This is a genomic window from Binatus soli (SeqCode), from assembly GCF_050015535.1.
In the GTDB taxonomy this organism is placed as follows: Bacteria; Desulfobacterota; Binatia; order Binatales; family Binataceae; genus Binatus; species Binatus soli.
On sequence record NZ_JBEKBF010000002.1, the window covers coordinates 192545 to 205649 of the forward strand.

The 13105-nt window shown below is 63.0% G+C and carries 7 protein-coding genes; 3 read left to right on the forward strand and 4 right to left on the reverse strand.

The genetic code is table 11. The features are described 5' to 3' along the window. Window positions 1-89: 89 nt before the first annotated feature. The 3 genes from ABR989_RS02440 to ABR989_RS02450 all read right to left on the reverse strand — a co-directional run bounded on the left by ABR989_RS02440 (window position 90) and on the right by ABR989_RS02450 (window position 5562). Window positions 90-827: an SDR family oxidoreductase gene (locus ABR989_RS02440; protein ID WP_428125508.1), complete on the reverse strand. Its 738-nt coding sequence runs from the start codon at window positions 825-827 to the stop codon at window positions 90-92. 25 nt (window positions 828-852) lie between these two features. Beyond that, window positions 853-2241, reverse strand: a complete 1389-nt coding sequence (locus ABR989_RS02445) for an FAD-binding protein (RefSeq protein WP_428125510.1) — start codon at window positions 2239-2241, stop codon at window positions 853-855. 144 nt (window positions 2242-2385) lie between these two features. Next, window positions 2386-5562, reverse strand: coding sequence for a protease pro-enzyme activation domain-containing protein (locus tag ABR989_RS02450; protein WP_428125511.1), 3177 nt, complete (start codon window positions 5560-5562; stop codon window positions 2386-2388). Between the two features lie 607 nt (window positions 5563-6169). Between ABR989_RS02450 and ABR989_RS02455 the strand changes: the two genes are divergently transcribed. After that, window positions 6170-7726, forward strand: coding sequence for an acyl-CoA carboxylase subunit beta (locus ABR989_RS02455; protein ID WP_428125513.1), 1557 nt, complete (start codon window positions 6170-6172; stop codon window positions 7724-7726). Window positions 7727-7734: 8 nt separating this feature from the next. Here ABR989_RS02455 and ABR989_RS02460 read toward each other — a convergent pair whose 3' ends face one another. After that, on the reverse strand, window positions 7735-9078 hold the full coding sequence (locus ABR989_RS02460; protein ID WP_428125514.1) for an MFS transporter: 1344 nt from the start codon (window positions 9076-9078) through the stop codon (window positions 7735-7737). 270 nt (window positions 9079-9348) lie between these two features. On the opposite strand from ABR989_RS02460, the gene ABR989_RS02465 reads away from it, so the two are divergent. Both ABR989_RS02465 and ABR989_RS02470 read left to right on the forward strand, forming a co-directional pair. Then, the gene (locus ABR989_RS02465) at window positions 9349-9561 is read left to right on the forward strand and encodes an acyl-CoA carboxylase biotin carboxyl carrier protein subunit (RefSeq protein WP_428125515.1); all 213 of its coding nucleotides are present in this window, start codon (window positions 9349-9351) and stop codon (window positions 9559-9561) included. Window positions 9562-9766: 205 nt separating this feature from the next. Then, the gene (locus ABR989_RS02470) at window positions 9767-12991 is read left to right on the forward strand and encodes a WD40/YVTN/BNR-like repeat-containing protein (RefSeq protein ID WP_428125517.1); all 3225 of its coding nucleotides are present in this window, start codon (window positions 9767-9769) and stop codon (window positions 12989-12991) included. Window positions 12992-13105: the final 114 nt, after the last annotated feature.

Genomic DNA, 13105 nt, shown 5'->3' on the forward strand with positions numbered 1-13105 from the left:
TTTGTAGCGAATGCACGAAGGCCCGCGAGCGCATCTCGCGGGCCTTTTTTTTGAGTATCGAGTCTGCCCGGCCGGTAATCGGAAGATCTTCAGAAGCTGAGGCGTTTGAAGCGGCTTTCGGGGATAAGCCGGATCGCGCCCATGATGAAGCGCCAGAACCACGGGGTGTACACGACTTCGGCGCGCCTGCGATACGCCGCGTATATCAAATCGGCGGCTTTGGCCGGTGAAATCGTGAGGATGGCGCCCTCGCGTCCCCAGGTCATTCGAGTATCCACCGTGCCGAGCTTCACCGTCATCACATGCACGCCGCTGGCGGCCAGCCGCCCGCGCAGGCCTTGCGCAAAGATGGCGAGCGCGCCTTTGGCCGAGCCGTACACATAATTGCGTGCGCGGCCGCGCTCACCGGCGACCGATCCGATCACGATGATGAAGCCGGAGAGTTGCTGTTCGAGATGACGGGCGGCCAGCGTAATCAAGGACACGGCGCCGGTGAAATTCTGATGAATCGTGGCAAGCGCGGCGCCGGGGTCGGTCTGGGCGGCGTCTTCGTCGCCGAGCGTGCCGAAGCATACGACGACCCCGTCGAGTCCGCCGAGCCGGCCCGCGGCGTGGCGGATGAACTCGTCGTGCGAGGCGAAATCCGACGCGTCGAAGGTCCCGGAAAGAGCGGTCACTCCCGCGCGAACGCTGACATCTTCCGCAACCCGCCGCGCCTCATCGCCGTCGCGGGCGGCCAGGTACAATCGCGCTCCGTCGGATGCGAAGCGAAGCGCGAGTGCGCGCGCGATCGGGCTGGTGGCGCCAAGAATAAGAATTTTTGTCATCGTACGATAGAGCTTGCGCCGTCTTTCAGGCGGGACACATCCCAAGCCTGCGCGACAGGCTCGACGAGAAGCGGTTGTCGGGATCGGCGACGGCCTTCGCCGCCTGCCACTTGGCGAGATTCGGATACATCGCGCGAAACGTCTCCGGAGAAAGGCGCGCATCCTTGGCCAGGTACACGCGCCCACTGCGCTTCAGCACCATCGCGTCGATCGAGTCGAGAAATTCCAGCAGTCCTTCCGTCATCGGGAAGTCCAGTGCGAGCGTATAACCGGGCATCGGGAAGGAAAGCAGGCCGTCCTGTGCGCCGAACTTTTTGAGTACGGCGAGAAACGATCCACGCCGGCTCCGGCTGATCGTCTCCAGCACTTCAACCAGGCCCGCGCGGCTCTCGTCGGGCGGCCACACGCATTGATACTGCACGAAGCCGCGTTTGCCATAGATTCGATTCCAGTTCCGGATCGAATCGAGCGGGTAGAAAAAACTTTGGTAGTCGAAGATGGTGTGCGCGGCGGTCTCGCGATGAAGGGCGTAATAGACCGCGTTGAACGCCTTGACGGTAAGCCGATTCAGCGCAAATCCAGGCAGGTCGAACGGAACCATTGGGCTGAGCCGCGGTCTCGTGCCCAGCGGATCCTGCGCCAGATTTCGGGGCAGCCGGTCGAGCGTCGCAAAGTTGCCGACGTTAAGCACCGAGCGGCCCAGCGCGCCCAGCCGGCTGGCGCAATCGATCCACGCGACCGAATAGCCCCACTCGGCGTCGGCGCGCTCGAAGGCCTCGATCGCGGCGTCGATATTGCCCGCGCGGATCAACTTCCCGTCGAGATAAGCGCTCTCGACGCGCCGCATCCTTAGTTCAAGTTCGAGGATCACGCCGGTCAGACCCATCCCGCCGACCGTCGCCCGGAACAGCTCGGCGTTTTCCTCGCGCGAGCATCTAAGCACCTCGCCCGACGCGATCATCAGGTCGAAGCTGGTCACGTGCGAGGCCAATGAGGAGTCGCGATGGTGATTCTTGCCGTGCACGTCGGCGGCGATCGATCCGCCAAGCGTGACGAAGCGGGTGCCCGGCGTGACCGGCGGAAAGAAACCGCGCGGGAGAAAGACGTCGATCAACTCCGCAATCGTGACGCCGGCCTCGCATCGCAGGATGCCGGTGGCAGCGTCGAAGGAGAGCATCCGATTGAGCCGCGTCAGATCGACGACGCGATTTTGATCGTTCAGCGCCGCATCGCCGTAGGCGCGGCCGGCGCCGCGCGCGATTAGCGAGCTCGCGTCGGCGGTCACCACCGCTTGCAGTTCGGCGATTTTCTCGGGCCGGTAGATGTCGCTCTCTGAGAGCGGATAGCGGCCCCATCCGGTGAGTAACGCATGGCGCGGTTTCGCCGTCGCGCTGGATTCGTGTCGATTGTCCATTTGTGTCTTCGAGTCTGTAAGCGCGGCCGCCGTCGCGGACGGCCCGCAAATACGCATTGAAGCTAACAGGAACAAGGGCGGGCGAGAAACAGTGAACCAGCCGCGACCCGCGCGCTTCAGCGGCGCGTGGGCAGAATTTTCATTTCAGAAGAGATCCACCATCTGCGGCGAGTTGCTGGCGTTGTCGGTGATCATCACCACGCCCGACGAATAACCTAGCGCCGACGGATTGAACTCCACCGTGATGACGCACGACGAGCCGCCCACCAGCTGCGCGCCGCAGGTGGTGCTGGCGACCGAGAAGCCGCCGCCGTCCTGAAGAATCAGAATGCTCGCGATGGTCGCGGTGCCGCTGCCACTCGGGTTGCTGAGCGTCACCGTCTGGCTTGAGCTCGTACCCTCAATCTCCGAGCTCGAGAAGCTCAAGTACGGTGGCGACACGTCGAGCGGACCGACCGGTGCGGTCGGTGTCGCCGTTGCGGTCGCCGTCGGGGTGACGGTTGCAGTCGGCGTTGAAGTTGGCGTCGCCGTCGCAGTCTTGGTCGCCGTCGCAGTCTTGGTCGCCGTCGCAGTTGCGGTGGTGGTCGCTGTCGCCGTTGCGGTCGGGGTCGCGGTTGAGGTTGCCGTCGGGGTCGCCGTTGCTGTCGCAGTCGGCGTGACGGTTGCAGTCGCCGTTGAAGTTGGCGTCGCCGTCGCAGTCTTGGTCGCCGTCGGTGTCGCCGTTGCGGTCGCAGTCGGCGTTACGGTTGCAGTCGGCGTTGAAGTTGGCGTCGCCGTCGCAGTCTTGGTCGCCGTCGGTGTCGCCGTTGCGGTCGCAGTCGGCGTTACGGTTGCAGTTGCCGTTGAAGTTGGCGTCGCCGTCGCAGTCTTGGTCGCCGTCGGTGTCGCCGTTGCGGTTGCAGTCGGCGTTACGGTTGCAGTTGCCGTTGAAGTTGGCGTCGCCGTCGCAGTCTTGGTCGCCGTCGGTGTCGCCGTTGCGGTCGCAGTCGGCGTGACGGTTGCAGTCGCCGTTGGCGTTGCGGTCTTCGTCGCGGTGGCGGTGGCTGTCGCAGTTCTCGCCCCCGTCGCAGTTGCCGTCGGCGTCGGTGTTCTTGACGACGTCGCTGTCGCCGTGGCGGTCGCTGTCGCTGTGGGCGCCGGGCTCGCGCCGAATGCCTTCACAAGGTTATACGCATTCACCGTCCCGATTCCGGTCGCAAAATCCCATCCAACCGTCGCCGGATACGCGGGCTGATACGCCGAGTTGGAAGTGGACAGGTCGCCATACGTGCCCGATGGCGTATAACAATTGTTCGAGCCCGTGCATGGCACGTCCATGTCGCCTTGGGTCACGTCATTGAAAATGCACGAGCTGGCCACACCCTTGCCGAGTGTCGAATTGCAGGTCGAGCTGCCGCTTGCGCCATACTCGGTTTTGGCCAGCGAGTAGTACGTGGGATTCGGATTACCCTGGCTGCTGCCGGTATACTGATTCACGAGCGCTTGAATACCGGCCATTATCGGCGAGGAGACCGACGTCCCGCCGAATCCCGTCCACGAATCGGGCGCACCCGCGCAGGAAGCCCCGCCATTGCCCGGGTCTGAAAAGCAGACCACGTAGTAATGATTCCAGACTCCGTTGGCGGCGAACAGCGAGACGTCCGGAATGTCCCGCACGCTGTCGCTCGGATTGCCAAAAACGGATTGCCATTTCGGTTTGATATATCCGGCGCAGGTCCCGCTGACGACACCTGCCGTCGATGGCGCCCCGGTCGCGCAGCCGCTTGGCCCGCCGCTGCCGCCCGTGGTGTCCAAAAGGGCACCCAAGTTGCAAATACTCGTCGAACCAGACATAGGATAGCCGAACAACCTGGAGATCAATCCACTAGCGCACGAATCGTTCCACGGGATTTCCGGGACATACGAAAGTGCGGAGCCATAAGTCGTCCCGTTCGCCGCACTCCAGTAGGTGCTGTTCGTGCCCGCGTACGTATCGCCGAAATCGGTGCCGCCTACCGACACGTTATACGGCGTCGAGGTGAGTGCGCTGACTGTTATGCCATGGGTCGCATGGCTCGAGCCGGCGTCGGAGCTGGCCGCGCCCTCGTCGCCCGACGACACGAACACCGACACGCCCTTCGACGCCGCCAGCTGGTACAGGTCGTTGATGTACAAGTTCGCCGCCGCGCCCTCCAGCGGCTCGGACTCGCCATAGCTGATACTGACGACCCCAGGGACCGGGCCGCCGTTGCTCAGAATGTTTTGCAGGGCGATGAAGCCTCCGAAGTTGCCGGTGTCGGCGCACGAGGCCAGTTCGATCACGGCATTGGGAGCCGCGGCGCTCGCCCATTCCACGTCGATGGCCGCCTCGGCATCGTCGCCATTGTAGCCCGGATCTCTACAGGCGCCGCCGGTGCCGGGCGCCGGATGGACCTGCGCGAGAGAGCCGCTTGGGTAAGCGCTTGCAAGCCCCAATGCTGTACGGAAGTTGCTCCAGTCGCTGGTGCTGTAAAGGTCGGTGTCTTCAACGACTACGATCGTCTGCCCCTGTCCCGAATAACCCGCCGCGAAAAGCGGATTCAGATTGTAGATGGTGGCCAGGTCCGCGGGTACAACCAGGTTACATTCATCGCCGGTGAGATAGCCGCAGCCGGAAAAGGTGTACGCGGGTCCCGGCTTGTCCATCGGGCGCGGCATGAAGTTGTTCAGCGACACGACTCCGGCTACGACCGGCGCCAGCGCGGCCGGAATGCGCGGGTCGCTCATGTTGGCGATGTGCTTCTCACCGTTCACTTCGAGATTGTGAATCTCGGTATGGAAGGTCTCCAGCACCTGGCCGGCCGTCCCGGAAAATTCGATCACTACCCGGCTGGGATAGACCAGATCGACGGTAAAGCCGTGCGATTGGAGCCATCCCGTGATCGCCGCCAGGTCCTTCTGCGCCAGGCCGTAGCGCTCTCCAAACTGCTTTGCGGTGAGCCAGTGATGGAAATTCGGCGACTTGGGCTCCGTAAGTCCATCGATATATTTGTCGAGTGCTTGTTCCTGCTCGGGAGAGCGCCGCAACTGGAGCCACAGATGCTCCATCGGAAAGCTATCCGCGACCGGGCCGCGGTCGTTGGCCGCCGTCGCTTCGGGACGGGTATTGCCCCCGAGCGTGACGAGATTGTTCTCGTCGATTTGATCCGTGATGAGAGTGGGAGCCACCGGCGCCACGCTCGGCGCGGCGGTGGTCGCCGCCGTAAGCATCGTTACGGCGGCCAGGAGCGCCAGCATGCTGGCGAACACGATCGCCACAAATCCGGCAAGCTGTGGAACCTTGAAAGCGGAGCGACGATTCATATCCCCCCTATGGACTGACTCACTCGAACCGGAATTTCCGTATGCAAACCGGAATTTCCATATACCGACCCCACTCTTGTGGATAGACCAAACGGCCTCCCGACGCAAGGTTCCAGGCTGGTTTTGTTCCACCGATCAGCCGGAAGGCCGTATCTTGAGAGAGTCGCTCAGCGCGCTTTCCCTCTTCCTAATACTGTGGCCTCCTATGCCAACGGGCCTTAGCACTGGCTACCTTATGCCCACGGGCGCGCTGCATAAGGACCCTCACTGACCGACCGGAGACATGGGTAACACTTTAGACCGGCAACATGGGTAACACTTTATCGCAGTTTGGCGGGGAGGAGGGCGAGGAAATTAACGCGCAAAGCATGACGCAAAAAACGCAAAGCGCCGGCATCGAACCAGAACCGTCGACCTCGCCTTCTCCCGGTTACCTTCTAACAGGGCGAAGCCCGCATCTTCTCTTTTCACTGGGTGCAGGGGTCACCCCTGCCCAAGGAAGTGTGAAACCCACGGTGGGTTTCACATTCAATCGAGTGAATTCTATTTTGTGGATGGCGCGTGCGTAGTCTATAGATTCAGCAATCGCATCCGTTGGGAGAATCGTATGTCTTGGGAGAAGGAAGTCGAAGAAATCCGCCGCCGCGTCGAGCTCGCCAAAGCGATGGGCGGCCCCGATAACATCAAGCGCCAGCATGACGGCGGCAAGCTCACCGTGCGCGAGCGGATCGAAAGGCTGCTCGACCATGGATCGTTTCACGAGTATGGCGCGCTGGCCGGAGCGCCGAAATACGAAGGGCAGACGCTCGCGTCGATCATGCCGGCCAACTTCGTCGGTGGCACGGGACGAATCAACGGGCGGCGCGTGGTGGTCGGCGGCGACGACTTCACGGTGCGCGGCGGCGCGGCGGACGCGTCGATCGGCAACAAGCAGGGCTACGCGGAACTGCTCGCGCATGAACTGCATCTGCCGATTGTGCGGCTGGTGGACGGAACCGGCGGCGGCGGCAGCGTGCGTTCGCTCGACACGATGAAACGGACCTACGTCCCGGCCAATCCCGCTTTCGACGTGCTGGTAAAATTGATCGGCGAGGTGCCTGTGGTCGCGGGATGCATGGGTTCGGTGGCGGGGCTTGGCGCTGCGCGCGTGGCGGCGTCGCATTTCTCGGTGATGGTGCGCGGGTCGAGCCAGCTGTTTGTCGCGGGCCCTCCGGTCGTCAAATGGGGCGTGGGCGAGGACCTGACCAAGGAAGAATTGGGCGGCTCCGAAATCCACGCGCACATCAGCGGCGCGGTGGACAACGAAGCCGGGAGCGAGGACGACGCGTTCGTGCAGATTCGGCGCTTCCTGTCGTATTTGCCACAGAGCGTGTGGAATGTGCCGCCGCGGGTGACGCCCGGCGACGACCCCGGCCGGCGCGAGGAGGAGTTGATCGGCATCGTGCCGCGCAATCGCCGCCACGGTTACGATGTGCGGCGAATCCTGGAACTCGTGACGGACCGGGAGTCATTTTTCGAGATGACGCCGTTCTTCGGGCCGTCGCTGGTGACGGGATTTGCGCGGCTCGACGGATTCCCGGTCGGCGTGATGGCGAACGATCCGTTCTCGATTGGCGGATCGCTGGACGGACCGGCGTCGGACAAGATGGTCAAGTTCGTCGATCTTTGCGACACGTTTCACCTGCCGGTGGTGAACTTCGTCGATCAGCCGGGATTCCTGATTGGACGCGAGGCCGAGATGGCGGGAACGATTCGGCGCGGCGTGCGCGCGCTGTATGCGATGTTCCAGACGACGACGCCGCTGATTGCGATCATAGTGCGCAAGGCGTTCGGGGTGGCGGGCGCGGGCCATGGAATCACGACCGGGTTGAATCTCCGCTACGCGTGGCCGTCGGCGGATTGGGGGTCGCTGCCGATAGAGGGAGGGATCGAGGCGGCGTACAAGCGGGACTTGGCGGCGTCGAGCGACCCCGAAAAGTTGCGCGCGGAATTGGAAGAGAAATTCAACGCCGTACGCTCGCCGATTCGCACCGCGGAAGCGTTTGGAATCGAGGAAATAATCGATCCGCGCGATACGCGGCCGATCCTCGTTGACTGGGTGCATCAGGCGTACGAGATAGTTCCCACGCTGCTGGGAGTCAGAACGCGGACGATGCGGCCGTAGGGAGGAAATCAGCCTGCGGTAGCCTGGTCGGTCGCCGGAGCGCGTCGAGCGTGCCTTTCAGCCGCCGCATGGCCGCGAGTGAACGCCATCGCGACGATGTAGATTATCATTCCACCCAGCGCGACCTTGACCCACTCACCCCATCCGTAATGGACTGCGACGTAGAGCGACAGCGGCGCGGAGATTGCGACCCATCCGCGCGCTATCAAATTGAAGAATGCCCATCCGGTCGCTTGCAGAGCGGGCGAGACGTCCTCGAGAGTCTCGGAGAACTGAGCAGCCCACGGCACGTAGCCGATCGCCAGAAAGCATCCCATCAGCGACGCGACCATCGCCATCGTGGCGCGCGGAAGCTCGCGGCCGAAGGTTGGAATCCACCAGGCCATCAGAAGTGAGGCGAGTATCGCGCCGAAGATTGCGATCGGTTTGCGTGTTTGCAGGCGATCGGATACCAGCCCCGTCAAGACCAGGGCGCCGAGGTTTGCCAGCCAGAAGTATTCAGTCATCTTCGCCGCTTCGGCAGGCGTGTAGTGAAACGCCTCGGTGAACATCAACGGCCCGAAGCCCTGGATCGCGAAATACAACGTCAGATTCGCGGTAATCCCGATCACCAGCAGCCAAACCTCCAGATGACCGAGCAGGCGCCTGAAGGCGTCGCTAGTGCTGGAAGGAAGTTCGGAAGCGGTGGGCAGGCGTCCCTCGGCGGCGAGCGCCTGGATTTCGGTCTTCATAATCTGCATGCGCAGTTCGGGGCTCAGATCGCACAGCCACAACACAATCGGGATGTACATCGCGATCGCGAAGAAGCCCATGATCCAAATCTGCGATTGCCATGTGTGATAAATCGGCAGCGTCGCTCCGGCTACGAAGTTGGCGAGGAAGTTCGCGCCGACCGGTCCGATCGTCAGCAATCCGAACGCCAGCGCGCGGCTGAGCCGCGGCGACATGTCGCGAATCAGGGCTGCGAAGGCTCCCGCAGTCAGGCCTGCCACGATTCCCATCAACGTGCGCAGGATCACGAATGAGACGATGTTCGTGATCAGCACGTTCAGGAACAACAGGCCGGTGACGAAGCCAAGACATATGTCGATGATGAGGACGCGGCCGTAGCGATCCGCCAGCGGGCCGCCGAAGAACGCGGAGATTCCGGAAGTCAGCACGGCAAAAGTGATGAATGCGCCGTACGCGACGTGACTCATATGCAGGTACGGAAGCAGGATTGGCAGCAAGGGCGCCAGCTGAAAGTCGTATGCGCCCAGAATCGAAGCGAGCACCGTCAGCAGCAGCAGAGACCATCGGTGCGCGCCGCGCGGATATTCAGTGAGCGTTCGAGCCGCCACGAAACCGTTCATGCCGTCTCTCCCCATAAGCCCGACGAACGTTGCCTTAGTTTCTCTACAGCCGGGAGCCCCGAAAACACAAGTCGCAACGCGCGCGCGACAACGGAGCGCGTCTTAACCCTGCGCCGCCGTCGCAGCTGCCGGCCGAACGTACAGACTAACGTCCAGATGAGCACAAGCGTGCAAAGAGCCTGCGCTGCCGTCGCAACGGCCACTGGTGCGCGCGCGCCGTGCCTGCTAAGAGGCGGGAAGCCGACCAACCTCGATAAGGATCGCTGAGCGATGGATATAAAGAGCCCGGCCGTGGGCAAGGTGCTCCGACTCTCGGTCGAGAGCGGGGCGCAAGTTGCGCGTGGCGACGAAGTGATGGTGATCGAATCGATGAAGATCGAGATACCGGTCAAGGCCCCGGTCAACGGGCGCATCATGGAGTTTCGGGTCAAGCCCGGCGATCAGATTCAGCGCAATTTCGTCCTCGCCGTGATCGAAGCGTGACGTGCAGGGCCAACTGCCGCCTATCATGGGCAAACGAATACTCAGATAGACAGTGGTAATACTAAATAGGTAATCGACTAGATACTCATTATATAGTTGACTCGTATATACTGCGAGAATAGAGTGACTACTGGACGCAGGCCGAAGGGGGGTCTTCGCTTTGTCCAGATGCTTTTCGCCACGGCTTTTCGCCGCTGCGGGCAGCTTGCTGCTCGCAGCCGTTCTCGGGGTAATTCTGTCTTTCCCGCTGCGCGCGACGCCGCGATCGGCGCGCGCTGACCGTAACGCGCCCGGATTTCTGCACGCGCGCGATCGGGTGGCGCGCGAGGCATTCTTCCTCAGCCGACGCGGACTGAACTTTGGAGTGCCGCATGGTGCGTATCGCGCGGCGATCGCGCAGATGCGCCGGCAGGAGGGCAAAGCACTTGGAAGCGCCAGGCCGGGTGCGACGGACTCGACGCAAGCGGCGGCTTCTTTCGCGTGGAACGCTCTTGGTCCGCTGCCATTGATTAATGAGATTCCCACCTTTGGCGGAGTTGCGTTGGGTGGACCGCTCGCCGGCGCGACCGGACGGGTTACCGCGCTCGTCGCAGACCCGACCGTGAACGGACGGATGTTCGTCGGCACCGGCGACGGGGGAGTTTGGATGCGCGCCAATGCAACCGCGGCATTCGTGCCGATATTCGACCTCGAGCCCACGCTGTCGGTCGGCGCGCTCGCGCTCGACGCCACCACCAGTCCGGATCCAACGCTCTACGTCGGCAGTGGAGAAGGCAACGGCTCGGCCGATTCATACTATGGCGAGGGAGTGTTCGTCTCGAGCGATCTCGGCAACACTTGGACACAACTCGGCGCGAGCAACTTTGCGCACGCGTCGATCGCCTCAATCGCGGTCGATACCACGCGGACGCCGCGAACAATCTACGCGGCAGTAACCTACGGCTCGAGCGCGAACCGGGCGGACGCGTCGTGGGTCGAGGGCGATTTCAGTCAAGACGGCCTATGGCGTTCAGCCGACGGTGGCGAGTCCTGGATTCCATATCCCGCGGGAACTTTCGGCGCCTGCCCGTACTTCACCAACGATCCATGTCCCGCAGAGTCAGTGGTGATCGATCCCGTGTCACCGGCCGCCGTTCTGGTTTCGATTCTCGGAGCCGGCGTGTTCCGCTCGTCGAATTCCGGATTCAGCTGGACTCCCGCCAGCCTGCCCTACTTGAGCGGCGGCGTCGGCCGCGCGAGCCTCGCTGCCGCGGGCGGCGTTGCGTATGCCATAGTCGGCGCGGCTGACGGTATCGAGTACGCGGGATTCTACAAATCCGCCGACGACGGAGTCACCTGGACTCAGGCGTCGGTGCCGAGCGCGACGGTCGGCGCCGCGACTATCGACGGCTCCAACTCGAGCAACTTTTCGGAGTCTTTCTTCGACCAGACGCTGGCGATCGATCCCGCCGACACAACCGGCGCAACCATCGTGTTCGGCGGCGTCGGAATCTACCGCTCAATCAACTCCGGGAGCAATTGGACTTCGCTCGCGCCGAGCGGCGGAACGCATTCGGATCAGCACGCGATCGCGTTCGATCCCGCAAGCGCGCACAGCTTCTACCTCGGCAACGACGGCGGGCTTTATCGCTTCGGCGCCGGCACTCTCACCTGGACCGCCCTCAATACGAGCATCAGCGCCGCGCAAGCGGATTCGGTCGGTCCTCATCCAACTAACAGCGCAGTGGCGCTGGCGGGATTTCAGGACAACGGCACCGCGCTCTTCAACGCTGCGCAGCCGCCGGCGTCGAGTTGGACAGAATTGGACAACCTCGACGGCGGATTCGCGCTCTTCGACACGGTCAACCCACTGTTCGCCTATCATACGTTCGCGACCACCACGGTCGGACCATGGGTTTCGCGCTCGACCGACGGCGCAGTCACTTTCAATTCTGCCGCTTCGAGCGCGGCGCTGCAGACCGCGATGGCGACGGCGGGCGACGACGGCGCGGCCTACTATCCGCCGCTCGCGAGCGATCCGGCCGTCGCCGAGCGCGTGTTGTTTGGCGCGCATTCGGTTTACGTGTCGAATGACGCGATGGCGACATGGGCGGCGCAAACGACTCAGGATTTGACCGGCGGATGCAACAGTGGCGCGTGCGCGCTCCAGGACATCGAGATCGCGCCTTCTGACGATACCAAGGCGTACTCGCTCTCGATGGAGACCAGCACGACCTTTCGTCCCACGCCCTTCAAAATCTTCACCACCGACCAGGCCGACCTCCAGGTCAGCGCCGGCCAGCCCAATGGCGCCGAGTGGACCGACAAGACCTCGCAACTGCTGCCAATAATATTTCCGGATTCCACGCAGGCGACCGGAATTGCCGTTGACCCGTTCGATTACAGCGTCGCCTACCTGAGCCTTTCGGGGTTCACGTCGGCTACCGGTATGGGTCACATTTTTGTGACGACCGACTTCGGCGGCTCATGGACGCAGGCCGACGGCAATCCGACCCTCCAGAGTCCGCCACCGGCAAATGCGCTGCCCGACGTTCCGGTGTTGCGATTGCTGGTCGATCGCAACGACCCCACGGCCAACACGGTCCTGGCCGCGACCGACATTGGCATTTTCAGGACGACCGACGGCGGATCGACCTGGGCGCCGTTCAACCTCGGGGTGATTCCTGCGGTCGCAGTTTTCGATATCGAGCAGAATCTGAGCGGCGTGGTCTTCGCCGCAACCCACGGGCGCGGGATATTTGAGCTGGCCGGCGAGGGATCGCCCGGCGCGACGCCGTCGCCAACGCCCGACCCGACAGGTTCCGCAACTCCGACGCCAACCCCGTCAATCACCGCGACTGCCACCGGCACTGGCACCCCGTCGCCCACCGCGACTGTTACGCCATCCGCATCCGCGACCGCAACTTCGACGCGCACCGCGACTGCGACGGCAACTTTGACGCGCACCGCCACGCCGACAGCGACTGTTACGCCATCCGCGACGGCAACTTCGACGCGCACCGCCACGCCGACAGCGACTGTTACGCCATCCGCGACGGCAACTTCGACGCGCACCGCAACGCCGACTGCGACCGCGACGCTCACTGCAACGGCAACGTTCACGCCGACGCCGATGCCGACCGTGGCAGCGGCGCTGGTTGTCTCGCCAAGCTCTGCGAGTTTTGCCGCGAAGCTGGGCAAGCGGAGCAAGGCAAAAGAAATAACCGCGCACAACGCCGGCAAAGTGCCGATACTGCTGATAGGTGCGCAGGTGACTGGCGACTTCGTACTCTCGAATCAGTGCGGCGGGGCGCTGGAACCAAAAAAGAAATGCACCTATGCCGTGGTCTTCGCTCCGACCGCAAAGGGGCTGCACGCCGGCCTCCTCACGATCAACAACAACGGCTCGAGCGGGCCGCGAACTGTGAACCTGTCAGGAACCGGGCAGTAGCGGCGCCAGGGGATGGCGCGGAACTCGCTTCTCAACCTGACCAGGTTGCCTTCGATGTCTGGACTCCTTGCTCGGAAAAAACTCCCCCGCTCTCCATTCCCAAAAAAAAGGGCG

What these genes read in the sequence shown, in the direction of transcription:
- ABR989_RS02440 (WP_428125508.1), bottom strand. Translation starts at nt 827, where the DNA reads ATGACAAAAATTCTTATTCTTGGCGCCACCAGCCCGATCGCGCGCGCA.
- ABR989_RS02445 (WP_428125510.1), bottom strand. Translation starts at nt 2,241, where the DNA reads ATGGACAATCGACACGAATCCAGCGCGACGGCGAAACCGCGCCATGCG.
- ABR989_RS02450 (WP_428125511.1), bottom strand. Translation starts at nt 5,562, where the DNA reads ATGAATCGTCGCTCCGCTTTCAAGGTTCCACAGCTTGCCGGATTTGTG.
- ABR989_RS02455 (WP_428125513.1), top strand. Translation starts at nt 6,170, where the DNA reads ATGTCTTGGGAGAAGGAAGTCGAAGAAATCCGCCGCCGCGTCGAGCTC.
- ABR989_RS02460 (WP_428125514.1), bottom strand. Translation starts at nt 9,078, where the DNA reads ATGAACGGTTTCGTGGCGGCTCGAACGCTCACTGAATATCCGCGCGGC.
- ABR989_RS02465 (WP_428125515.1), top strand. Translation starts at nt 9,349, where the DNA reads ATGGATATAAAGAGCCCGGCCGTGGGCAAGGTGCTCCGACTCTCGGTC.